Genomic DNA, 25,056 nt, shown 5'->3' with positions numbered 1-25,056 from the left:
GATGGATAGAATTAAGATTTTAGTTGTTTCAGATAAAGACTGGAAAACTGAATATAATATTCCTGATTTTGTAAAGATTTATACCTATAAGACTGATGAAATAAAAAAGAAGGATATCTTTGAACTAACCATCCTTGAAAAGAATATTGATGAGGATGATTTTAAGGTACTGAAGGCTCATTCCTATTCATATTGCTTGCTGGTGGCAGAAGATTTGATCCAAAATGATAGCACTAAAAAGCTATTGAATCAGAGAATGGGAGCTACTATAAGTAAGGCAGATATCCAATCTTTTTTAGACCGCGATGCTAAAAAATATTTTTCAAAGCCTTATGGTGAGAAATATAGGCCTAATTCTGTGGGAATAGCTCAAGGATTTAAGGGCAGTATTAAGTGGGATGGAAACTATAGCGTGTCCTTGGAAGGGGATTATGGTAAGACCATGAATCAGATAGCATTCTGGCGCACCAATATCCCTATTCAAAAGGGGCAGGCTATAGAATTTTGGCTGGAGTATAAGAAGGATGAAGCTGTTAACATATCACTTTCCATCAGGCAGTTTGTAAGCGGTAGCATTGCAGATATATCAAACTCATGGAACTTTTCAGAGGATGATATGAAAAATCCTGTAGTGATAGAAGGCAAGGAACAGGGGATGCTATATGTATCTTTAAATGCATCTGGAGCAGGTAAGCTTGATATTATTGCATTGCACGATAGAATTTCTCACATAGATGTGGGCAAGTTTATGGTTGGTGGGGAAAGGTATGTCACCAGTAGCAGGGAAGAAATATTCTGTTATTTTGATCCAGGTGATTTAAAACCGCCCCTCACCGTTTATTTTTCTGGCTACAAAACCCAGGAGGGCTTTGAAGGCTATTACATGATGAGAAAGCTTAACTGTCCTTTTTTGCTTATAGCTGAGCAAAGATTTGAGGGTGGCGGCTTTTATATGGGAGACAGTGAATTTGAAAGCTTGATGGTTAAAATTATCACAGATAAGCTATCTCAGCTTGGGTTCTATCCAGACCAGTTGATTCTTTCAGGTATTTCCATGGGAACCATTGGCTCCATGTATTATGGATGCGATTTGAGACCACATGCTTTAATACTTGGAAAGCCTTTGGCTAGCCTTGGTGATATAGCAGCCAATGAAAGATTAAAGCGCCCTAAGGGATTTCCTACTTCCTTGGATTTGCTACACAAATATGCCGGAGCAATGGATGAGGATGCAGTACAAAAGCTTAATGACAGGTTTTGGACTAAGATTAGAAATACGGATTTTAGCCGCACAAAGTTTGTAGTTTCCTATATGTACGAGGATGATTATGATTCTACAGCCTACGGAAAGCTTCTGACGGAGCTTAATTCTTCGGGAGTGCAGGTGTATGGCAAGGGACTTCATGGTAGACATAACGATAATACAGGTGGAATCGCAACATGGTTTAAGGGGCAGTACGATAGGATTTTGAAGGAAGATTTTGGTAGGTAGTAAAATAACGGAGGAGAGGTATGCTTTCTATAGATTTACTAAGAAGCTTTGGAGCAGCGGTAGATGAAGGCTTAGAACGCTGCTTAGATGATGAAGAATTCTATCTTGGATTAATACCGGGAGCCCTTGAGGAATCCTACTACAAATCTATAGAGGATTTGGTAAAGGCGGGGGATTTCAGGCAAGCCTTTGAGGTGGCTCATTCCCTTAAGGGGATACTGGCAAATCTTGCATTGACCCCTATTCTTAATCCTGTTAGCGAGATAACAGAAGGGCTAAGAGTTAACAAGGATATGGATTATTCTGTGCTTATTGCCAAAATGTGGGAAGAACGTAACAAGTTACTTACACTGATAGGATAGGAAAATGGAAAAGATACTTATTGTAGATGATCAAATCATCACCTTAAAAATGACAGCTCACATTCTTTCTACCAGCTATGAGACTATATGCGCTACATCTGGTGAGGAGGCAATTGGGATTTATAAAAGGGAACGTCCTAACATGATCCTGTCTGATTTGAACATGCCTGGAATGTCAGGATTTGAGCTTCAAAACACATTGCAGGACATGTATCAGGAGCATATCCCGGTGATGTTTATGACTGCTGATAGCAGTGATGAAACAGAAATCATGGGCTTTGAAAATGGTGCAGTGGATTATATCAAAAAGCCCTTTAGGGCAGATGTGCTTCTTAGAAGAGTTGCCAATATTCTAAAGAATGTGGAGAAGATTAATGGCCTAAAGAAAGCAGCCGATACAGACCCTATGACAGGCTTGCTTAATAAGGCTTCATCTCAGTTTGAAATAGGTGAGGCAGCTGGCAATACTGAAGGAATGCTTATGATGATAGACCTGGATAGCTTTAAGCTGGTGAACGATTTGTACGGGCATTCCATGGGAGATAAGGTGCTGATTAGATTTGCAGAGATTATCAAATCTGCAGTGCGAACGACAGATATTGTAGGTCGCATGGGTGGTGATGAATTCATAGCTTTTTGCCAGTATATATCAGAAGAGGAAGTAGTGGCTGAAAAGGCAAGATATATAAATCAGGAGCTTCTTAAATCTGCCAGGGAATACATGGGGGAGGATATGACAATACCCCTAGGTGCATCAATTGGGGCAGTGGCTGTTCCTGATGAGGGCACCGATTTTCTTACCTTATATCAGAAGGCTGACAAGGCTCTTTACGATGTTAAGCAAAATGGCAAGCACGGCTATGCTATTTACAGGGAGCATCAGCATGAAGAGCTTTCAAATGACTGTGCCGATAATGGAATCATGCGAGAAATCGCTATCCTTAGTGAGAGAAATAAAGAAAAAGGGGCTATGGTGTTATCTAGCGAGCAGTTTAGGCTAATCTATAGATTCCTAGCCAGGGCAGAGCTTAATTATCACAGGGAAAACAAGCTGGCATTATTTACTGTTACAGAAAATGAGGGGGCAGCTGCAAAAAAGGAGCCTGCCCAGTTGCTAGTGGATGTAATGTCACATTCACTAAGAAGCAGTGATGTTGTTACCAAACGAAGCAGCAATACAGTGGCTGTTATATTGTTAGAGGCAAGTCCTGTGGACACAGGTGTTGTAATAGAACGATTGCTTGGAAAATGGAATGAAATGAATACTGGATTGAGTATTTCTTATGAGGTCGAGCAGATTGGATGAAAAGACGTTTCTTTCCTAAAACACTAATTCAAAAAATGTTTTTTACCCTAATAATTATGGCAATTTATCTAATCGGTAGAGAGCTGCCATTATATGGGGTTAATCTTGATGCTTACGAAGCACTTAGGGGTAATACCGAGGATTTGATTATGCAGACAATCGGTGGAGATAGATACAAAACATCTATCTTAGCCCTTGGTATTTCTCCCTTTATGTTTTCTACTTTGTTTGTTCAGATGGCTGTTGCATTTAAAAATGCAGATAGCAAATCTCATACGTCGCCTAAAAAGGTAACGAGGGCGACTCTTAATTTGATGCTGGTATGGGCTTGTATTCAAGCTTATTTCACATCTAATTCAACTTTCTATATATACGAAGGCGGTGTTGAGCTGACTATTGCCAAGCTTATATCGGCAGCCCAGCTGGTTACAGGTGCCTTTGTGATTCTGTGGCTTGCTACACGTAATGGTAAATACGGAATAGGCGGCCAGACAATTCTTATTTATGTAAACATCCTAGATAGCGTTGTAAATACTGTAAGATACACAAAGCTTGCGGATTTAAAGCTGATTGGAACCATCTCTGTGGTGGCATTGCTGTTTACAATTATTTTTGAAAATACTGAATATAGAATACCTATGCAGCGTATTTCTATTCATAACATTTATTCTGATAAAAACTATATTCCCATAAAGCTTAATCCTATAGGAATGATGCCTGTAATGTTTTCATCGGCATTTTTTGCCCTGCCTGTGTATGTGTTATCGGCACTGAACTCATTGCTTCCAGAGAATGAAACTATAAGCTATCTACATGATAATATGAACACCAGCTGTACCCTTGGAATAGGAGTGTACATTGTTGTTTTATACGTAATTACGATAGTTTTTTCCTTTGTTTTTATTAGCCCAAAGAACCTGGCAGAATCATTGCAAAAATCAGGAGATAGCATCACAGGATTAAGGGCAGGCAAAAAAACAAGAAGATATATAGGCATTAGAGTATTTATAATATCTATTTTTTCTGCCACTTTTATGAGCCTTTTTATAGGAATGCCTTTGGTACTTCAGTTAAAAGGCCTGGTGCCACAGGATGTAATGAGCCTGCCATCTATTATGATTGCCATGGCAAGCATCAATTGCAATCTGTATAGAGAATTAAGAGCGGTTAAGGATTTTGATGGTTATGTCCAGTTTATTTAGGACGAGTGGAGGACTTAAGATAAGAGATGCTATATTTTATCCCGGCATGGTATCAATTAAATAGCTTTAAGGAATTGGAGCAAAACTGGCATACCCGTAGAATGCACACGGAGTTTGACGACATGGTAAAGTATGTGCAGATGTTCTACAGAAATGGCATTAAGGATTTTAAGATTTTGCTGTTGAGCCATACTCCAAATTTCAGGCATTTTTTGCACAGGCAGGGAGTATTTCATGCTCCATATTTGTCTGTTTTTGATTCCATTCAAGAGGTGCAAAAAAAGAAGGCAGCGGTGTTCTCCTTTCATAATCTGGCCTGGCCTGAAAAGATAGAATTTGTTTATACACCTTTTGTAGTAATCGCTTATTTAGAAGGAAAAAAATATGCCCAGATTAATTTTGGGGAAGCTGGTAATCCTATCGAAGTAAGCATGTATGAAGAGGATGTAATCAGCAGGCGAAACATATATGACGACAGAGGCTTTGTGTCTGCCACGGAGGTATACGAAAAGGGAAATATCGTATATACGGATTACCTCACTGATAAGGGCGTCACAAAGATGAGGGTGATTGCTAAAGATGGCTCTGTAGAAATCAATGAAAAATCCAATACCTTTCTTGTATTTAAGGATGATAAAATCACCACCAAAACCTTTGCCAAGGGTAAGTATGATAGCCTGGCAGAAGTTATTTTAGAGGTATTAAATGCCAATCTTGATACAGATAACAAAAGTGATATTTTCTGTATTGCAATGCACGAATTAAATGTATTAATCACCAGGGATTTGATTGAAAATGGCAAATCTATTCTGTCCTTTTACGGGGATAGATATAGGATAAAGGATCACGAAGAAAATATAGATTTGGTAAAAAAAGCTGACTACATTATCACTGATTCCGAGGCAACTACCCGCTATTTAAAGCGTGAAATGAAGACTGATTTATCTAACATAGTAGATATCTCGCCTTACGATTCCAGAATGGATTTTGGTATCAGCGAGCAGCTTACTGTACAAAAGATTTTAGTACCAGTGGATAACCTTCCAAAAGAAAGGTTTAAGCTGCTTATGATAAATCTGGCGGCATATCTTCAGACCAATGAAAACGCCATGATTCATATTTTTACCAGAAATGCCAAGTACGATTTGCCTGATATTCTGATTAACAATATTGCAGATATTATTGAGGAAGCAGGATACGATAGACGAATGGTAATAAGTGATAAGGATGTTGATGATACCGCAGAAAATGATGAAGTGGATGCAGATGAGGATGAGGAAGAAATCCCAATAAGATTTTTTGTGGAGCAGTGTGTGGATGAACTATCTGTAAGTAAATGTATCAGAGAGCAGAGAATAATGATAGACATGCGCCATAATCCTGATTTGTATTTGCAGATAAACTGCATAAGCTCTGCAATTCCTCAGATAGTCCGCAGGGAAACCCAGTACATGCAAAATGGCTACAATGGGTTTGTTGTTAAGGATTTTGACCGTATTCCTGTGGCTTTGGATTACTTTTTGGGAAGTCTGGCTAACTGGAATCAGGCAAAGGTTTATTCTTACGAAATCAGTCAGAAATTTACCACTAAGCATCTGCTTGAAAAATGGAAAATGGTAAGAAATACAATAGAGGAAAAAGATTGAGGTAGGTATGGAGAAAGCAAGCTGGACAATTTATTGGAATGAATATAGCTCTGATACATATCTGTATGGTTCGGATATTCAGTATTTTGCCAGGAATAATGTGCATTTTAAAAACCAGCTGATGCCACCAGGCACTGTGATTAAGGAATGGTATTCCATGACTAATTATCAGGCACAAAGGATAGAGCCTGCACTGCCGATTATAGATGGGGAAAGCCATTATCACATCAAGATAAATGTTAAAACCCCAGATGGTAAGGGATGCTTGGTAAGGCTTGTATTCTTAGATAGATATGAAAGAGAAGCAGGGGATTTTACCATAAGAGGAACGGAGGCCGATTTTAGCTGCCCTCTAAAAACCTACAGCTACAAAATGCAGCTTATTAACGCAGGTATGACAGAGTTTACATATCATTCCATTACTATTGAGGAAGTAGAATGAAAATAGTAAAGACCAAGGCGACTGTAAAGAAGTTGATTAAGGAATTGAAGAAGGTAAAGGCTCTTAAAGAAAGCATGAGTGGGCTTTCAGATGATGAGCTTAAGGGGCTGACTAAGGATTTTCGCACAAGGTTTGAGTCAGGGGAATCCTTGGATAAAATCCTGCCAGAAGCCTTTGCTGCCATGTGCGAGGCAGATAAAAGAGTGCTTGGAATGTATCCCTTTGATGTGCAAATCTTAGCTGGAATAGCTCTTCATCAAGGGTATCTTGCAGAGATGAACACAGGAGAGGGCAAGACACTTACTGCCACTTTGCCAATGTATCTTAATGGCCTTACAAAAAAGGGGGCAATCCTTGTTACAAACAACGAATATCTGGCACTGAGGGATGCCGAAGAGATGGGACCTGCCTATGAATTTATGGGTTTATCTATAAAAGCAGGCGTAAAACGTGACGAGGATGATAGATTTGAAAATGATGAAAAGAAGGAAATATACGCAGCAGATATCGTATATACCACCCACTCTGCCTTAGGCTTCGATTACCTGATAAACAATCTGGTTAAATCCAGCGAAGACAGGTTCCTTAGACCATTTAATTACATCATTATAGACGAAGCAGATTCGGTGCTTTTAGACAGTGCCAGCACACCTCTTGTTATTTCTGGTTCACCAAGAGTTCAATCTAATCTGTACGAATCAGCAGATTTCTTTGTTAGAACCCTTAGGGAAGACCAGGATTATGAGGTGGAGGAAAAGAATGTATGGTTTACAGATAAGGGATTAAGCTATGCGGAAGAATATTTTGGAATAGACAATATTTTCAATCCTAAGTATTTTGAAATCTATCGTCATTTGGTACTGGCACTTCGAGCCCACAAAATAATAGAAAAAGGTACTGAGTACATGATTTCTGAAACAGGGGAGGTAGCTCTTATTGATGCCAGCTCAGGGCGAATGTTAAAAGGCGTTAAGCTTAGAGGTGGACAGCATCAGGCACTGGAATGTAAGGAGCAGGTAGAGATTACCCAGGAAAATCGTTCCATGGCATCTATTACCTACCAGAATTTTTTCTCAATGTTTCCTAAGATGAGTGGAATGAGTGGAACAATCTATGATGCCAAGGATGAGCTGTTTGAGGTATATGGCAAACGGGTTGTGGTGATTCCTACCAATAATCCTATAAAGAGGGTGGATTGTCCTGATTGGTTTTTTAGTGATTCTTCAAAGCAATTTGAAGCGGCTATTCGCCTGGCTGTGAAAAAGCATGAAACAGGTCAGCCGGTTTTGATAGTAACTACAATGATTTCTGATACGGAAATCATATCGCATCTGCTGGTTAAGGAAGGGATTCCTCATTCGGTGCTTAATGCCAACAATGCCTTTTGGGAGGCTGATATTATTAAGGAGGCAGGTCAGCTTGGGGCTATGACCGTGGCCACATCCATGGCAGGTCGTGGTACTGATATCAAGCTTGGCCCAGGTGTTAAGGAGCTGGGAGGACTTGCAGTTATCGGTGTTGGGCGAATGCTTAATACACGTGATGAAAGGCAGGCCAGAGGCAGAGCCGGAAGGCAGGGAGACCCAGGCTATAGCAGGTTTATAGTATCCCTGGAGGATGATATTGTGGAAAAGGGCACAGACCCGGCGAAGCTAAAAAAATACATAGATGGCAAGAAAAAAATCAGTGACTGGAGAGTTAAGCGAATAGTCAATAATGCCCAGCGCACCAATGAGGAAATTGGAAGCACCAATAGAAAGACTTCCAAGGACTATGATTTGGTGCTGCAGCTGGAGCGAAAGCTGATGTACGAAACCAGAGATATGCTGCTGGATGGAGGAACCCTTGAAAAGGAGAAAATAAAGGAAATTGCCGAGGAAAATATAGATGCTTTTCTTAAACAAAATAATAGACTTACCACCAGTGATTTGAATAGATATCTTTTGGATAATATATCCTATCGAATGGAAAAGGGCACCATGTATTTGAATCTGAAAAATAAAAAGCAGGTTAAGGAATACGTGCTTGAAAGAGTGGAGGAATCGCTGGCAGGGAAAAGTAAGGCTATTGCATCGGAAAATGGCATGAATGATTTTATAAGGGTGGCGGCACTTTCTGCTATTGATGAAGCATGGATAGAGCAGGTGGATTATTTGCAGCAGCTGCAGGCGGCAGTGTCTGGACGAAGCAGCGCACAGCGAAATCTTATGTATGAATACCAGGCCGAGGCCTTGGAATCCTTTAGAAAAATGGAAAGTACCATTAAACAAAATATCATAAGAAACATCCTTCTATCGGAAGTGAGCATGGATAAGAAAAATAGACTACACATTATTCTTCCGTAAACAATGAGGCTTCTCCCTTTGGGAGAAGCTGTCACCGCAGGTGACTGATGAGGGTCGCGTCAGCGCAGCTGACGAAAGGAGCAACTATGATCTACAACTTCAACCTAGGCATAGGCTGGGCCAGCTCTGGTGTAGAATACGCCCAAAGCTACCGAGCCAAAGTCCTAAGAAATATAAATAAGCCAGCCAAGTTCATATTCACCGATATGTTTCCAAGAGACAATTTAACTGACATGACTGAGAATATCGGCTTTGAGGATGATGAGATTATATGGCTTTATACATTTTTCACTGATATCACCTTAGGGCCTGTTACATACACATTGGACGACCTTAGAGCTAGTGTTGGGGATGTAAGCCTAACCTATGAAAGAGAAGGCAAAATAGGAAAATTTGTATTTGAAGGAGATAACAATTTTTACAGAATCTACTTCGTAAATGCGGATTCAGACTGCGTTCATAGAGTGGAAATGGTATCAAGAGGCTGCCTGGTTAGAAAGGATTATTTTATTTCAGGCAGGGTGTTTTCAGAATATTATGCCCCACTTGACGGTAAGGCTCACATGTATCATCGCAGGTTCTTTAATCAGGATGGAAGCCTTGCTTACGAGGAGATAAATGATGATGGCAATGTAATGTATAAGTTTCCTGACAAGTTGATATGCTCTAAGCAGGAGCTAATTGGATATATGACAAAGAAGCTTCAGCTTACAAAGGATGACATTGTAATTATTGATAGAACCACAGGCCAGGGCCAGGCGATAATGGAAAATATAGGTGAGGCCAAGCTTGGAATTGTTATCCATGCAGACCACTTTAGTGAGGGGGCTACTGATGATGATAACATCCTTTGGAATAATTATTATGAGTACTCCTTTGCTATGCACGGCAGGGTTGATTTTTACATCACTGCCACAGAAGACCAAAGGCAGCTTATGATTAGCCAGTTTCAAAAATATATGAATGTAACACCTAACGTATATACGATACCAGTAGGTGCTTTGCCAGAGCTAAAGTATCCTGACAAGGAAAGAAAAGCACATTCTTTAATAACAGCATCAAGGCTTGCCACAGAAAAGCATGTGGATTGGCTGGTGGATGCAGTGGCAGAAGTGCATAAGGAGATGGAGGATATTACCCTTGATATCTATGGAAAGGGCGCAGCAGAAAAGACTCTAAAGCAGCAGATTGAAGCTCTTAAGGCTGATTCGTATATACGGTTAATGGGGCAGCATGACCTGGAGAATGTGTATGTAAACTACGAAGCATATCTATCTGGCTCCACCAGTGAAGGCTTTGGATTGACCCTTATGGAAGCCATAGGTTCAGGGCTTCCAATAATAGGATTTGATGTGAGATATGGCAACAAGAATTTTATAGACGAAGGAAAGAACGGATATAAGCTTCCATACAATATTGGAATAGAAAAATCCCGCAGGCAAAAGCTTATAGTGGATGCAATTAAAAAGCTTTTTATGGAAGATGATTTAGATGAGATGCATGAGCATTCTTACAAAAAGGCTAAGGAATACTTAGCCCATGAAGTGGAGGCAAAATGGAAAAATCTAATAGAGACAATATAGTGTTGCTGTTTGATTATTTTAATTTGGGAAGCAGAGATTTGCTTGCCTCTTTTTCTAATGCAGGTTATGAAATAAAAGCTGTATGCATCAATGATGAAGGCTTTTTGCCTGATAATGTGGAGAATGTTTTTGAATATTTCCTTGGGGATATTTTTGGTGGAAACAATTTAGCAAAGCCCCTATATTTTAATCAGATAAAAGTGCCAGAATATTGGCAGATTAGTGGAAATAATAACAGTGGAAGTGTCCATGACAAATCCAAGGAACGAGGAAGAATCTTTTACCAGGAGCCTAAAAACAAAAGGCTTGTAAAGGTGGTTGATTGGCTGGACGAGGATGGAGTGGTTAAGGCCAGCGACCACTACAATAAATATGGTATTTGCTATGGAAGAACAATCTTTAATAAATTTGCCAAAAAGGTCAGCAAATCCTATTTTGATGCAACAGGAAATGAGGTAATTATTGAGAATTTTGTTACCGGCGATATTATTTTAAATTATAAAGGGGTTACAAGGTTCTTTAAAAATAGAACTGAATTTGTGGTTTACTACATGTTGCTGAATGGCTTTGATAAAAAGGCAATATACTTTAATTCATTATCAATTCCATTTTTTGTATCTAATGCATTACCTGAGGGTGAATATCGTAAATGCGATATATTGTTTTGGCAGGAAGAAATGGGCAAAGACATACCGGGGAATATGCAGCTTATCTTAGATGGAAAGGCTCCTAGATGTAACAGGATAGTAGTGCAAAACAATCCATCCTATGAAAGGCTAAGTAAGGTAGATGGAGCTAAAAATATAGTATCAAGGCTTGGGTACATATACCCATTTGAAAGGGAAAACTTAGGACGCAAGGAGGCTTTGATTTGCACCAACACCCAGGAGGTGGAAAAGCTGCAAGAACTAATAGAGGCCCTTCCTGAGGTAAAGTTTCATGTGGCGGCACTTACAGAAATGTCCGCAAAGCTTTTAGCTCATGAAAAATATGACAATGCTATTTTGTATCCTAATATCAAAATGTCCACACTAAATGGCTTGTTTGCAAGATGTGATTACTATCTTGATATTAATCATGAGGGGGAGATAGTGAATGCCACAAGGCAGGCATTTATTCAAAATCAATTGCTGCTGGCATTCAATGAAACAGCCCACGGATTATGTTATACGGCACCGGAAAATCGATTTGATGCAAAAGATTTCAGAAAACTCATCTATCGACTAAAGGGATTGATTAGTGATAGAACAAAGTTGAAAAAAGCTGTGATAAGCCAGCAAAAATACGCACTTACGGCAAATCCGGCAGAGTATGACTTTAATTAAAAATGGAAACTATATTCAGACAGCAAAGTTTTTGTGATAAAAGTGCACAAAAAACTTTGCTGTTTTTCTACTTATCGTACAACGATTTTGATTGATTTGGGGTCTAAATTGTGTTTAAATATAAACGGACTGTCTGAAACCCCGTTTAAATCAACAGTTCGCAGAATAATGTTTTTAAAAAATTAGGAGGATTATCAAAATGGCTAACAAATGGGTGTATATGTTTAGCGAAGGCGACATGACCATGCGTAACCTTCTCGGCGGAAAGGGTGCTAACCTTGCAGAGATGACAAGCATCGGTCTTCCAGTACCTCAGGGCTTCACAATCACAACAGAGGCTTGTACACAGTACTATGAGGATGGTCGCAAGATTAATGATGAAATCATGGCTCAGGCTATGGAAGGTGTTAAGAAGATGGAAGAGATCAACGGCAAGAAGTTCGGCGATCTTAAGAATCCACTTTTAGTTTCAGTTCGTTCAGGTGCTAGAGCATCTATGCCAGGTATGATGGATACTATCCTTAACCTTGGTCTTAACGATGAAGTAGTTGCAGCTATGATTGCTGGTAACCCAGATCCAGCTTTTGAGCGTTTCGTATATGATTCATACAGACGTTTTATCCAGATGTTCTCAGACGTTGTTATGGAAGTTGGTAAGAAGTACTTCGAGCAGCTTATCGATGAGATGAAGGAGAAGAAGGGTGTTAAGTTTGACGTAGATCTTACAGCAGCTGACCTTAAGGAGCTTGCTGAGCAGTTCAAGGCTGAGTACAAGAATCAGCTAGGTTCAGACTTCCCATCAGATCCTGTTGAGCAGTTAAAGCTTGCTATCGAGGCAGTTTTCCGTTCATGGGATAATCCTCGTGCAAACGTATATAGAAGAGACAACGATATCCCTTATTCATGGGGTACAGCTGTTAACGTAATGCCTATGGTATTCGGTAACTTAAATAACGAGTCTGGTACTGGTGTTGCATTTACTCGTGACCCAGCTACAGGCGAGAACAAGCTTATGGGTGAGTTCCTTATCAACGCACAGGGCGAGGACGTAGTTGCTGGTGTTCGTACACCAATGCCAATCGCTCAGATGGAGAAGGAATTCCCAGAGGCTTATGCAGAGTTCATCAAGGTATGTGAGACTCTTGAGAATCACTACCATGATATGCAGGACATGGAGTTCACAGTAGAGAACAAGAAGCTTTACATGCTCCAGTGCCGTAACGGTAAGAGAACAGCTCCAGCTGCTCTTAAGATTGCTTGCGACCTTGTTGATGAGGGACACAAGACACCAGAAGAGGCTGTAGCAATGATCGACCCACGTAACCTTGATACACTTCTTCATCCACAGTTCGAGGCTGCTGCTCTTAAGGCTGCAACTCCACTTGGAAAGGGTCTTGGTGCATCTCCTGGTGCTGCTTGCGGTAAGGTTGTATTTACAGCTGATGACGCAGAGGCATGGGCTGCTCGCGGCGAGAAGGTAGTTCTTGTTCGTCTTGAGACATCTCCAGAAGATATCACAGGTATGAAGGCTGCTCAGGGTATCCTTACAGTTCGTGGTGGTATGACATCACACGCTGCCGTTGTTGCTCGTGGTATGGGTACATGCTGTGTATCTGGTTGCGGCGACATCGCTATGGATGAGGAGAACAAGAAGTTCACTCTTGCAGGCACAACATTTACAGAGGGTTCTGAAATCTCTATCGATGGTACAACAGGTAACATCTACGCTGGTATCATCCCAACAGTTGATGCTACAATCGCTGGTGAGTTCGGTCGTGTTATGGCTTGGGCTGATCAGTTCAGAACACTTAAGGTTCGTACAAATGCAGATACTCCAGCTGATGCTAAGAAGGCTAGAGAGCTTGGTGCAGAAGGTATCGGTCTTTGCCGTACAGAGCACATGTTCTTCGAGCCAGAGCGTATCGCTGCATTCCGTGAGATGATCTGCTCTGATACAGAGGAAGAAAGAGAAGTTGCTCTTGATAAGATTCTTCCTTACCAGCAGGGAGACTTCAAGGCTCTTTACGAAGCACTTGAGGGATGCCCAGTTACAATCAGATTCCTTGATCCACCTCTTCACGAGTTCGTTCCTACAGAGGATGCTGATATCGAGAAGCTTGCAAAGGCTAAGAACAAGTCAGTAGAAGAAATCAAGAACATCTGCGAGTCACTCCACGAGTTCAACCCAATGATGGGTCACAGAGGATGCCGTCTTGCAGTTACATATCCTTCAATTGCTAAGATGCAGACAAAGGCTGTTATCCGTGCAGCAATCGAAGTACAGAAGGCTCATCCAGATTGGAATGTTAAGCCTGAAATCATGATCCCACTTGTATGTGAGGTTAAGGAGCTTAAGTATGTAAAGCAGGTTGTTGTTGAGACAGCTGACGCTGAAATCGCAGCAGCAGGTGCTAAGCTTGAGTACGAAGTTGGTACAATGATCGAAATCCCACGTGCTGCTCTTACAGCTGATGAGATTGCTAAGGAAGCTGACTTCTTCTGCTTCGGTACAAACGATCTTACACAGATGACATTCGGATTCTCTCGTGATGATGCTGGTAAGTTCTTAAATGCTTACTATGACACAAAGATCTTCGAGAACGATCCATTTGCTAAGCTTGACCAGACAGGTGTTGGTAAGCTTATGGAGACAGCTATCAAGCTTGGTAAGCCAGTAAATCCTAAGCTTCACGTAGGTATCTGCGGTGAGCACGGTGGAGACCCATCTTCAGTAGAGTTCTGCCACAAGATTGGTCTTGACTATGTATCATGCTCTCCATTTAGAGTACCTATCGCTCGCCTTGCTGCAGCACAGGCTGCAATTGCAAACAAGTAGTTTGCAATTGCAGGATTGCGACGATGGGACAAGCCCATCAAAGCAGGCAAGCTGCTTTGTGTAGCAAATAAGTAATTGGCGGCTTTGCTTAGGCAGTTAGCTTAAATAGAGTATTTGACCCAGTCCCTGGGGTTTCCTGGGGGCTGGGTCTTTTTTGTGTGCGATGGCAGGGGGCTGGTGCGACTGGGCAGTACTGGGAAGAAAAATGAATATAGTACTGCTCAGATACTGTAAATAAGGAGTGCCAGTTATATCTACAGAGCTGTGGTCTTTTATGGAGAAAGTAGATTAGCTATAATATATTGAAGAAATAGTTAATGTTAAGTTTGTAAAGGGGGACAAATGGATATTTCTTATAAGAAGCTAACAACTTCAGAATTAGATGTATTTATTGATATGAGAATTACGCAACTTACAGAGGAATATGTTTCATCAGGGCGAACTGTTCCTACAGATGTTGACCTGCAATCTGCATTGAAAGATTATTATAATAGACATTTAGCGGATGGCACATTTGTTTCCTGGCTAGCCATGGATGACAACAAAATAATTGGAACTAGTGGCATGTCTTTTGTAGAGAAGCCGCCATATTTTGGATGTCCGACCGGAAGATTGGGGCTGCTTTCTAGCATGTATACTAATCCCAATTATCGCAGGATGGGCATAGCAAAAGAATTGCTTAATAGAGTGGTGGAAGAAGCAAGAGCTTATGGCTGTGGAGCTGTACATATTACAGCTTCGGATATGGGAGTGAAACTGTATACTGCTTATGGGTTCAAGCATAATGGTAATTTTATGCAGTATATACTTTAAACGCTGTGTAGAAAATGGGGATTTTTGTATTTGAGGGGGGGTTCCCTCTATTATCGATATAAGGGGTAGAATTCTACATTGACATTTAAAGATTTTGTGCTGAAAAATTATGCTAAAATATATTTTAGTAAAAGACATTTTGGTAGAGTGATTTTTTGCAGTAGAGAGAAGTATTTTCATAGGAAGAGAACATGAAATGGGTATATTGGGGGAAGCATATAATCAGCAATGCTTTCATATCTATTTCTTCAAATAAGGATGTTGCTAAAGAGGCAAATGATTATGAAGTTCAACAAGATCAATGAGGACCGTGAGCTCAACAATGACCATAGCACACTTGAACGACAACATAAAAGACAGCAGACACGAAAGCGCAGTTATCTTGACAGGTAAAGGTGCTTTTTTTAGTGTGGATGTGCATTTATACATATTAAGTTTGCATTAAATCGGCTCTTTGCTAATTGTTTTGGGTGTGATATGATGCTATTATTAATGTGAGGAGTAAGTATGGCTAGAAAAAAGGTTACAGAGGATGAATCCTCTAGAAAAGAGCTTAGCGCTCAAATTAATGCTGAGCTTGATAAAGCGATTGATGATTTAACTTTATTCGATGATGACCTTATGAGCAAGGTTTTTGATGGAAATATTGAAGCCACAGAACTTTTATTGCAGATTATTCTTGAACGTAAGGATGTCAAGGTTGTCAGAGTTAAAGGTCAGATTGAACTTAAGAGCCCATATCCGGGTGGAAGAAATATCAAGCTTGATATTGATGCTGTAGATGAAAAAGGTGTAGAGTTTGATGTAGAGGTTCAGCGTAATACTAAGGGATCCCATATTAGACGACCAAGATTTCATCAAAGCATGATGGATTCAAGGCTTTTAAAGAAGAATCAAGATTTTAAGGAACTGAAAGACACTTATGTTATTTTCATTTGTCAACATGACAAATTTAAGGAAAACAAGCCGATATATCATGTAGATAAGATTATCAGAGAAACAGGAAAAGCTTTTGATGATGGAGCTCATATAATTTATGTTAACGGTAAGTATAGGGGTGAAGATGATTTCGGTAAGTTAGCACATGACTTTAATTGCAAGAAGGCTGATAACATTTATTTTAAACCGCTTGCAGATGGAGTCAGACATTTTAAAGAAACAGAGAAAGGACGTGATGCTATGTGTGAATCATTTACAAAGTTAGCTGATAAAGTTGCAGATGAACGAGCTGAGCAGACTAAAGTTGATATCGTTAAGTCCCTGATGGAAAATATGAAATGGACTTTGGATCAGGCTCTTACAGCTAGTGGTATACAAGGCAAAGAACGTGCAATCATAGCAAAGCAGCTCCAAAAGTAAAACTTAATTATAGCTACAAAGCATATTGAAAGCAGTGGACTTATGTCTACTGCTTTTTTTCGCGAAATTTTTTAAACCGATAAATACAGTGATTCTATTGTTTTTATGGTTGAAGGAGGTATTTCAATGGGTAAAACATACTATCAAATTACTGCCTTCTATGATGGCAATAAAACAACAAGGGAGATTATGACGACCACCTAATTTATATAAATTTATTGTTTTTAATGGGACATCTGTTACAATAAATTTAACAGGAGCTCCCACACCTCTCTTTGATGTGTCCAATGGGAGCACATTTTTTATTTAGGGGTATTTATGCTACTCAAAAAAGCTAAGAATTATGATGAACAGGTTCAAATATTAGAGTCCAAGGGACTAGAGATATCAGATAAGGATGCTGTTATAGCGTTCTTGAATGCTGACATATAAAGAATAATAACTCTTACATAGACCAGTACCTCTGGGGACGCCCTGATCAATTCGTACTGGTCTATTATTATGCCCCTTTTTAGCGCAAGGAATGGACATGAGCCGAAACTATTAATCTATTTTCAAGAAAGGAAAATTCGGGAGAAGCTACTTCCGAATGAAGGTACGAACTATGAAAAAGATACGCACTAATGATTACGACGATGTGCTGAAGCGAGTAGTGGAGATTGTAGCTAAGACGGATCATAGAGTAGAAATCTGGGATAGTAAAACGTATAAGCATCGAAATAAGAATGTGTGTAGGTAGTTATTGGACCAGTCTCATAGTGGTGGGACCGGCCTCTTTTTTTATTAATCTAGTTTAAATGCTTCAGTGTTATCTGCAAATGCTTCCATTGCTTCGAGCATATTTTTGGTACTACGCATTTCTTTTGCATAATCATCAACATCGCGTTCATCCATGAAGTCACGTGCTATTTCAATTGCCTCATCTATATCTTTTAGGAAATCTTCTTTAAATGATGCGTAATTGTCATGGATAGAGCAGCTATAGCCGGAAAAAATCATAGCAGGGTAATCCATATCATAGATCCAAGCTTGCCATTGTGTGTTTACGTTGTTCTTAAAGAAAATAGCATAGGTAAAAACTCTATTTGGAATGGGTAATATTTCAAGGAACTCCAAATCGGGAATTCTATTATTCTTGTCAGTGCTGCGTGTGATAAGAGCATGCGGCTCAACACCAAAGATTTCTGCTATCTTTTCTATATCTTCATCTGAGGGAAGATTCTTTCCGGTTTCCCAATTTGAAATTGCCTGTTTTGTGTAATTTAATCTTTCAGCAAGCATCTCCTGTGTAATATTGAGCTTTTTGCGGTATTTTTTTATGTTTAATCGTAGCATCTGTTGCTGCTGTGCGTTCATTAATGTATAACCTCCTTGTTTTCTCTACTATTACGATAACGCTACCTCTATACTTTAGTAAATAAAGAGTTGCTTTACTTTTGATGAATAAGTGACACATTATGAATTCATATAGGTGTCATATAGCATTAGTAGCGATAAAAAGAATAAATCTTCTATTGTTTTAGTATCTGTAATATTAGGGATACTAAGAGATTCATTGTTATTATATTTAAAGTATGCTTGCACATCGTAACAGCTACTTATTATGAATAAATTAAGCCAAAAGATTAGGTCCCTTTCTGCACAACTTCCGAAGTTAAGATTTGCCCACATCCAGTCAAGCGGGACAGGAAGAGAAATATTCATGTCTTTATCTTTATAGAAAAGATAGTCCCCTATAAACTGCGATAATACAGATGTATTACGGTCTGGCATTATTCTAGAGGGAGCTATAGGGAAAAAAGAAGGATTAATATCTAGTGGTTCTAATTCTTCATAATCAAGAGATCTAACTACATACTGCCAGAACATGTAGGTCTTATCTTTTGAGGCTAGCTCCATTGTTTCTATATCATCAGCAAAACGACTTAAAAGCCCATATAAAGCATATTCGTCATCAGCATGAATCATTGGGCAGTTATTTTCCTTCAAGATTTGTTTTTTTAGGGTTTCGCTACAATCACAATATTCATCGTACATTTTGTTCACGTGGTTATGTGCTGGATTTACAATATTTGCAATTTGACAAAGCGGAAGAAGCCCTATGCTATCCTCGTGTCTTCGGCAGAATGATTTTGCCTGAGAAGGTATATCCGTATCGATGATGTTATTTCTTAGTTCGCTATTAGTGTTTGCCGCAGAAGTGAAGATTTTGGCATCATATTCATTAACAGCACTTTTACAGAATTCTTCTGTTATCTCTTTGGCATAATCTGCAGTTTCATCATTTTGAAATTGAATTACATATAGGAAGACACCGGCGATAAAGCTAACAGGGTCTCCGATATGATCAAAATCACTTTTCTTATCGTGGGATATATAATCGATTACACTACTATCATCAATTCGTTCATCATGTGATGCTATATATTTTAGAACCTTACATATATCTGTCGTTTTTTCTGGGTGAAGATTGATTTCTACATTTGATTTGAAGAATTCAAAGTAATGAGGGTTCTGGTAATGTTTTTCTTCTAGCTCATCAATTATTACTTGTGGGAGATTTCTTCTTCCGTTTTTAATGTGAGAAACTAATTCCTTATCAATAATGTCAGGATTCGAACATATACTTTTTACGAGACCGTTGAGTATTTTGAATTGACCTGTCCTTATTGTACGTTTGTAAAGTGTTAATACACTCAAATATGTGCTTAAACATAATTTGCTCATAATAAAAATCCCTCTTAATATCGCCGTGCAACTAAATTGCAACTATATGACAACTCCCGCTTTCGAGAAAAACATGATTTAATCTTATTATCAAAAGCACACCACTTGATCAACGGTGTCCGGGGCTTTTGATATTACCTATTATATGTGATTCTGCTACCGGAATGTAGACTCATTATTTCTACAAGGAGGCTTTGAAGCGTATGAATATGAATGAATTTTTAAGAGTTAAGGAGATGACATACTTAGAATACTGCGATTATCTTCAGGAAAAATATGGAATAGGAAGAGCTGATTATATGACAAAATCCTTTAATAAGAACTCCAAGTGTTCAAGAACATCTGAAGGATTAATAGCTCATCATAAGGCTGAAGATAAGATGATTATGTTATCAACCAAGGCGTTTGCAGAAATGTGTCCTTATGAATGGCAGCTAAAAGAGAATATTGTTTATTGTGATTATTTGGAGCATTTATTATTGCATGTATTGATTTGCAAGTATCCTTCTCCGGAAAAGTTACCTATAGCCGATGTTGGAATTGGAGGTGTTGTTAATTTTATCGTTCCGGAATTAAATGATTTGTATTCTGGATGGGTTACAAAGCAACCATGGAGGCTTAACTGTCATAGATTGGTGGAGAATGATAAGGATGTATATTTGGCAATTTTACAAATCTTCGTAGATTACATAAAGAGTGAACGCAATTTTAATGAGAATCTTTTACATACAAGCTTTAATGAAGAGTTTGGAGGTTGGACGAAGGAGCAGAATACGGAGTTATATTGTGAGATAGATAAATTATGGAAATAGTTGACATTCAAGGAGGCTAAGAAAATGACTATTCCAGCGCTTATCCCGCAAAGGTAATTATTGAAAAGGATTGGCTAAAAACGGAAAATTGATGTATTCCAAGAAGACACGGAAATATTATGCAGGACGAGTTTCAGCCATATCCGAAGAACCCTATTATTCAAAGATTTTTTGCTAATATAGGTAGAACGGATACGATTGGTTCCGGTGTGATTAATTTATATAAGTATACTCCGATTTTTTCCGATGGTGGAAAACCTGAGCTGTTTGAAGACGATGTTTTTAAGATTACTATTCCTTTGAATAAGGAAGCAGTTGAAGAAGCTAATGATCAAAAGAAGTTATCAGATAGAGAACAGGCCATTTATAATTTGATCTGTGAGAATAAACATTTGACTGTAGAGCAGGTTATGGCTGAGTTTGATATTTCAAGGGCAACAGTATTTAGAGACTATGCTAAGATAAAGAAAATCACAGGTGCTGTTTATGATAAAAATGAATCTGTGTGGAAATTATAATACCGAGTCTCATATCAGTCTCATCAAAATGAGACTTTGAATTAATTGAAAAATGCTGAAATGGTGGGATTTATATAGGAAAGTCTCATTGCAGTCTCACTATAGTCTCACTGAGTCTCATACGTAAATGAGACTTTATGAGACTTAGTTATAAAATCTATATATGAGACCTAAAACAAAACAGCAAAAAATATAAGTGCCTGTCCATATGTTTGTTGCAATAGATGAAAATGGTGTTGAAATGGATATTGAGGTTCAAGGAAATGAGGTTGGTTCTCATGTACGAAGAGCAAGATTCCATAGTGCAGCCATGGATCATGGCATGCTCAAGAAAAAACAGAATTTTAAGGACCTAAGAGATTCTTATATCATTTTCATTTATAAACAGGATAAATTTGGTAAAGGCTTGCCGATATATACAGCAAGTAGAATTATTGAAGAAACAGGAGAACCATTAAATGATGGTTCGCACATCATTTATGTAAATGGCACTTATAAAGGAAAATGATGCGATAGGCAAGCTAATGCATGACTTTAATTCATTAACATCTGAGGATATGAATTATAAGGAACTAGCGGAAGAAATTCATCATTTTAAAGAAACTGAGGAAGGACGTGATATTATGTGTGAATCAGTAAAGAATTATGCAAAAGAATACGCAGAAGAATATAATACCGAGGATAAGATTGTTACAGTGAAAAATCTTATGAAAAATATGAAATGGACATTGGAGCAGACACTAAATAATATGGGTGTCTCTGATAGAGAGCGCTCAATTATTACTCAACAGCTCCAAAAGTAAAACTTAATTATAGCTACAAAGCATATTGAAAGCAGTGGACTTATGTCATTCCTTTACCGTTAGGTCTTAGCAGCTGGAGAAATGGCGTATTTTTTTGAAAAACTGTCGGTTCCACAGGTCATATGTGTTATCCTTATAGTAGTTGGAATTACAGGACTAAAACTTTTGGCAAAGGAATAATAAAACTATGGATTTTCATTTACTACCTCTTGAGGAAGCAGATTTAACTAAGTTCAAACATGACATGCAGGAGGCTTTTCAATTAGGAGCAGCTGCGTGGGAAGAGAATTTGGATGAAGAAATTCTGCCTGAGTCACATATAAATAAATCATTGAGCGCTAAGGGCGCCATCGCATATAAAGCTGTTGTTGATGGAGAACTTTTAGGCGGAGCCATTGTTGTGATTAATGGTGAACACGGAGATTTGGATTTCCTTTATGTAAAGAGTGGAACGCAAAGTAAAGGCATTGGTCAAATGATTTGGAATGCAATTGAAGAAAAGCATCCGGAGGTTACTCTTTGGGAGACTTGTACTCCTTATTTTGATACCAGAAATCTGCATTTCTATATTAATCGCTGTGGCTTTTCAGCAGTGGAGTTTTACAATCCAAAGCACATTTCGCCAAATGCTCCAGAGGGAGATGATGGTTCGGATTTATTCTTTAGATTTGAGAAGAGGATGAAGTAAATATGGCAGAAGAGAGCTATGAATAGGGATTCTTTTCCGGGCAGATATGACACTTCATCAGCTGGGCATATTCAGGCTGGAGATAATTCGTAAATACGTTAAAGAATATGAGGATATTAGATAAATAGCAGGAGGCACTTCGGTGCCTCCTGTCTGGTTACTTTACATATTCTGCAATTGCACGGCTGACAAATTCAGCAGTTCCTTTTCCACCGGCTTTATCGATGTTCGCCTTGAACTCGCCTTCTGCAGCGTACATCTTGCCAAGACCTGCAAGAATTTCATTGGTACATTCATAGAAGTTCTGTGAGATGTAGTTTTGGATGTCCTTTATCATGGCCTGAGCTTCGGCAGATTTAGGGTTAGAATCCTTAAGCTTGCCACATTTCTCGAATAGCTTCATGAAATCGCTCCAAAGCTTTTTCTCATCATCCTTAGAACGGGAAGCTAATTTCTGTTCATATTCAGCAAAAGCTTTGCTATCTCCCCATTGCTCTTTAGCCTTTCTTGTGTATTCCTCTAACTTACTAGTATCAAATGCTGTAAAATCCATAATATTATTTCCTCCGTTTTGTATTCCACGGGCGAATTCTATAAGGTTTTCCAGATGTTCCTTTTTCATTGTAAGAAGCTCAATCTGTTGTTCCAAGGCCTTCTTCTTATCAAAATCAGGCCGCGTAACAATTTCCTTAATTTCTTTTAACGGGAACTCCAGCTCTCTGAATAATAAAATCTGTTGCAAACGTTCCATTGCTGCATCGTCATACAGTCTATACCCTGATTCGGTGTACTCTGCCGGCTTTAATAGTCCAATCGAATCATAGTATTGCAGTGTGCGTATACTCACGCCTGCTAATTTGCTTACTTCATTTACTGTCATCATTGCTTTTCCCTCCGTGGTAATTATACAATAAACTATGACGTAACGTTAGAGTCAATAGTTATTTTGAAATATTTTATTCGGGACCAGCCACCGGCGTCAGACGGGGCTGGGGTCTTTTTGTGTGGGGTGGGCAGTGCCGGCGATGGTTTTGGAATTTGCACTGCCCTGAGCAGAGATTAATAAAAAAAGTTAGGCGAAGCTAACCTAAAGTAGTATTATATAATCATAAAAATACACAACGATTGGAGGACAACATGAAAGCAGATTATAAGAATTGGATGCCAAAGGGAATGATATTAGGAGCTCTTGCAGTTGCAGTGGTATTTTGTATTGCAACTGTGATTATAGGAGTTGCATCTGTAGTGGGAAAGGTTGTGCTGGTGCTGACCATTTTGTGCGCAATAATAACACTGTGGATGTTTTTGATGCACAGAGCTTTTTCTTACAATGGCACGAGACAGATGTCAAAACAGATTATCGAAGGTGTGGCTTCATATGTGAAAATTCCTGATGGTGGCAAGTGCCTGGATGTTGGTTGCGGCAGCGGCGCATTAAGTATTGCAGTTGCAAAAAGAAATCCTAATGCTCAGGTTATTGGAATTGATAGATGGGGCAAAGAGTACGCATCATTCAGTAAGAACCTATGTGAGAGTAATTCAGCAGCAGAGGGTGTGGGCAACACTTCTTTCCAGCAAGGGGATGCTTGTAAGCTGGATTTTCCGGATGAGACTTTTGATGCAGTTACCAGTAATTATGTATATCACAACATTCCTAGTAAGGACAGGCAGGCCATTCTTTTAGAAACACTAAGGACACTGAAGAAGGGTGGCACCTTTGCTATTCACGATATCATGTCAAATTCGAAGTACGGAGATATGGAAAGCTTTGTTAAAAAGCTTAAGGACATGGGCTATGAAGAAGTAAAGTTTGTTGATACAACAAACGGAATGTTCATGAGTAAGTGGGAATCTACGTGGATGAGCCTTTCAGGCTCAGCGATTCTCATGGGAAGGAAGTAGTTGATGATTAGATGGTGTAGCTTTTTGCGTCGGGAATTTATATTATTTTAGGATTGTTTTTAAATCCTCTCTACATACAGATGTGGAGGGGATTTTTTGATTGGAATTCTATCCATATGTGTTATCCTTATAGTAGTTGGAAGTGCAGGACATAAGATTCTTGCAGAAGATCAGTGTGAAAAGGAATTCCATGGCAAGCCTTATCAGGCATGTCTCTTGGAATTCTGTTTTCAGGAGTTAAACTGTTAGCAAAGTGAATAATGAGGTGCGATTTTGCCAAACGAAAGTGGAACATGGATTATGTATGGTGTAGACTGGGATGACCCAGAATGCCTACATACAGTGGATGAAGCAATTGAATATATTAATGAAGTTGGTTTTTTGCCACTTTTCAAAAATGATATTCCAGGATTTTCGCTAGAGGAACGCACGGTTCCAGAGTACTGGTGGTCGGAAGATCCAGCAGTGGATCCTTGGGAGTGGCGAGAGATAATTGCCCGCCGTGGAGATGTAGCCTATGGCAAGTTTTTTGATAAGAAGGCAGGCTTCATTTCAAAAGAGTGGCTACCATACTTTGTGAATTATCGCAGGGATGGCTATGATTTTGATGCTCTTTGGGAGGATGGTAAGGCATCTGCCAGGCAGAAGAAAATCATGGATTTGTATGCCGAAGAACTGATGGATGAAGAGTACTATTCCAATGAGATAAAACAGAAAGCTGGCTTCGGAAAAGGCGGAGAGAAAGGCTTCGATGGAACGTAAGTGTAGCTAGAACGGCCGTCTTGGAAAGCCCATCCCAAAATGCCATAATCCTTTCAGGAGGAAAACATTATGGTCAAAAGAAAAAATTACAACTGGAATAAAATCAGAAAAGAGTTTCAAGAGTCAGATCTTA

At 39.2% G+C, this 25,056-nt stretch carries 24 protein-coding genes and 1 pseudogene; 22 read left to right on the top strand and 3 right to left on the bottom strand.

The window, feature by feature from the left end:
- Position 1: 1 nt before the first annotated feature.
- From asp2 to IJ535_RS01550, 13 genes are all read left to right on the top strand, one after another.
- Entirely contained in the window at positions 2–1,492 is a 1,491-nt protein-coding gene (asp2, locus tag IJ535_RS01610; protein ID WP_294297923.1) for an accessory Sec system protein Asp2, read from the top strand.
- A 20-nt stretch (positions 1,493–1,512) separates the two neighbouring features.
- A complete protein-coding gene (locus IJ535_RS01605; protein ID WP_294297921.1) occupies positions 1,513–1,854 on the top strand; it encodes an Hpt domain-containing protein in 342 nt (113 codons plus the stop codon).
- 4 nt (positions 1,855–1,858) lie between these two features.
- Positions 1,859–3,160, top strand: a complete 1,302-nt coding sequence (locus tag IJ535_RS01600) for a GGDEF domain-containing response regulator (protein WP_294297919.1) — start codon at positions 1,859–1,861, stop codon at positions 3,158–3,160.
- 56 nt (positions 3,161–3,216) lie between these two features.
- Positions 3,217–4,362: a preprotein translocase subunit SecY gene (locus IJ535_RS01595; protein WP_294297916.1), complete on the top strand. Its 1,146-nt coding sequence runs from the start codon at positions 3,217–3,219 to the stop codon at positions 4,360–4,362.
- A gap of 26 nt (positions 4,363–4,388) precedes the next feature.
- Positions 4,389–6,008: an accessory Sec system protein Asp1 gene (gene asp1, locus IJ535_RS01590; protein WP_294297913.1), complete on the top strand. Its 1,620-nt coding sequence runs from the start codon at positions 4,389–4,391 to the stop codon at positions 6,006–6,008.
- A 7-nt stretch (positions 6,009–6,015) separates the two neighbouring features.
- Entirely contained in the window at positions 6,016–6,450 is a 435-nt protein-coding gene (asp3, locus tag IJ535_RS01585; RefSeq protein WP_294297910.1) for an accessory Sec system protein Asp3, read from the top strand.
- The gene (secA2, locus tag IJ535_RS01580) at positions 6,447–8,795 is read left to right on the top strand and encodes an accessory Sec system translocase SecA2 (protein ID WP_294297907.1); all 2,349 of its coding nucleotides are present in this window, start codon (positions 6,447–6,449) and stop codon (positions 8,793–8,795) included. The genes asp3 and secA2 overlap by 4 nt, the downstream gene beginning before the upstream one ends.
- Before the next feature lie 86 nt (positions 8,796–8,881).
- On the top strand, positions 8,882–10,378 hold the full coding sequence (gtfA, locus tag IJ535_RS01575) for an accessory Sec system glycosyltransferase GtfA (protein ID WP_294297905.1): 1,497 nt from the start codon (positions 8,882–8,884) through the stop codon (positions 10,376–10,378).
- Complete coding sequence (gtfB, locus tag IJ535_RS01570) at positions 10,351–11,703, top strand: accessory Sec system glycosylation chaperone GtfB (protein ID WP_294297903.1); 1,353 nt, start codon at positions 10,351–10,353, stop codon at positions 11,701–11,703. Before gtfA ends, gtfB begins: the two co-directional genes overlap by 28 nt.
- Positions 11,704–11,902: 199 nt before the next feature.
- Positions 11,903–14,539 carry a pyruvate, phosphate dikinase gene (gene ppdK, locus IJ535_RS01565; protein WP_294297901.1) on the top strand — a complete coding sequence of 879 codons (2,637 nt, stop codon included), beginning with the start codon at positions 11,903–11,905 and terminating at the stop codon, positions 14,537–14,539.
- A 342-nt stretch (positions 14,540–14,881) separates the two neighbouring features.
- Positions 14,882–15,352, top strand: coding sequence for a GNAT family N-acetyltransferase (locus IJ535_RS01560; RefSeq protein ID WP_294297900.1), 471 nt, complete (start codon positions 14,882–14,884; stop codon positions 15,350–15,352).
- A 507-nt stretch (positions 15,353–15,859) separates the two neighbouring features.
- Positions 15,860–16,711: a PD-(D/E)XK nuclease family transposase gene (locus tag IJ535_RS01555; protein WP_294297897.1), complete on the top strand. Its 852-nt coding sequence runs from the start codon at positions 15,860–15,862 to the stop codon at positions 16,709–16,711.
- Between the two features lie 604 nt (positions 16,712–17,315).
- A complete protein-coding gene (locus tag IJ535_RS01550) occupies positions 17,316–17,450 on the top strand; it encodes a hypothetical protein (RefSeq protein ID WP_294297894.1) in 135 nt (44 codons plus the stop codon).
- A gap of 44 nt (positions 17,451–17,494) precedes the next feature.
- On the opposite strand, the gene IJ535_RS01545 is transcribed toward IJ535_RS01550, so the two are convergent.
- Positions 17,495–18,067: a helix-turn-helix domain-containing protein gene (locus tag IJ535_RS01545; protein WP_294297888.1), complete on the bottom strand. Its 573-nt coding sequence runs from the start codon at positions 18,065–18,067 to the stop codon at positions 17,495–17,497.
- A 99-nt stretch (positions 18,068–18,166) separates the two neighbouring features.
- Positions 18,167–19,438 carry a hypothetical protein gene (locus IJ535_RS01540; RefSeq protein ID WP_294297886.1) on the bottom strand — a complete coding sequence of 424 codons (1,272 nt, stop codon included), beginning with the start codon at positions 19,436–19,438 and terminating at the stop codon, positions 18,167–18,169.
- Positions 19,439–19,641: 203 nt separating this feature from the next.
- Between IJ535_RS01540 and IJ535_RS01535 the strand changes: the two genes are divergently transcribed.
- The 6 genes and pseudogenes from IJ535_RS01535 to IJ535_RS14165 form a co-directional block, all read left to right on the top strand.
- Positions 19,642–20,250: a hypothetical protein gene (locus IJ535_RS01535; protein ID WP_294297883.1), complete on the top strand. Its 609-nt coding sequence runs from the start codon at positions 19,642–19,644 to the stop codon at positions 20,248–20,250.
- Positions 20,251–20,369: 119 nt separating this feature from the next.
- A complete protein-coding gene (locus IJ535_RS01530; protein ID WP_294297880.1) occupies positions 20,370–20,768 on the top strand; it encodes a DeoR family transcriptional regulator in 399 nt (132 codons plus the stop codon).
- A gap of 208 nt (positions 20,769–20,976) precedes the next feature.
- Entirely contained in the window at positions 20,977–21,276 is a 300-nt protein-coding gene (locus IJ535_RS01525) for a hypothetical protein (protein ID WP_294297876.1), read from the top strand.
- The gene (locus tag IJ535_RS01520; protein ID WP_294297874.1) at positions 21,254–21,571 is read left to right on the top strand and encodes a hypothetical protein; all 318 of its coding nucleotides are present in this window, start codon (positions 21,254–21,256) and stop codon (positions 21,569–21,571) included. Before IJ535_RS01525 ends, IJ535_RS01520 begins: the two co-directional genes overlap by 23 nt.
- A 187-nt stretch (positions 21,572–21,758) precedes the next feature.
- Complete coding sequence (locus IJ535_RS01515; protein ID WP_330619481.1) at positions 21,759–22,259, top strand: GNAT family N-acetyltransferase; 501 nt, start codon at positions 21,759–21,761, stop codon at positions 22,257–22,259.
- Positions 22,260–22,265: 6 nt separating this feature from the next.
- Positions 22,266–22,343 (top strand): annotated as a pseudogene (locus IJ535_RS14165) (NUDIX hydrolase); the annotation flags it as partial.
- 73 nt (positions 22,344–22,416) lie between these two features.
- On the opposite strand, the gene IJ535_RS01505 reads toward IJ535_RS14165, so the two are convergent.
- Complete coding sequence (locus IJ535_RS01505) at positions 22,417–23,142, bottom strand: MerR family transcriptional regulator (RefSeq protein WP_294297871.1); 726 nt, start codon at positions 23,140–23,142, stop codon at positions 22,417–22,419.
- 254 nt (positions 23,143–23,396) lie between these two features.
- On the opposite strand from IJ535_RS01505, the gene IJ535_RS01500 reads away from it, so the two are divergent.
- The 3 genes from IJ535_RS01500 (at position 23,397) to IJ535_RS01490 (ending at position 24,923) form a co-directional block, all read left to right on the top strand.
- Positions 23,397–24,161, top strand: coding sequence for a class I SAM-dependent methyltransferase (locus IJ535_RS01500; RefSeq protein ID WP_294297865.1), 765 nt, complete (start codon positions 23,397–23,399; stop codon positions 24,159–24,161).
- A 96-nt stretch (positions 24,162–24,257) separates the two neighbouring features.
- Positions 24,258–24,410 (top strand): hypothetical protein, encoded by a 153-nt coding sequence (locus IJ535_RS01495; protein WP_294297863.1) that lies wholly within the window; start codon positions 24,258–24,260, stop codon positions 24,408–24,410.
- A 24-nt stretch (positions 24,411–24,434) separates the two neighbouring features.
- Positions 24,435–24,923: an AlkZ-related protein gene (locus IJ535_RS01490; RefSeq protein ID WP_330619480.1), complete on the top strand. Its 489-nt coding sequence runs from the start codon at positions 24,435–24,437 to the stop codon at positions 24,921–24,923.
- Positions 24,924–25,056 lie beyond the last annotated feature (133 nt).

The organism is Pseudobutyrivibrio sp. (assembly GCF_017471675.1).
GTDB lineage: Bacteria > Bacillota > Clostridia > Lachnospirales > Lachnospiraceae > Pseudobutyrivibrio.
Note: the sequence above shows the minus strand (reverse complement) of the source record. Positions and strands in the feature narration are given on the sequence as shown.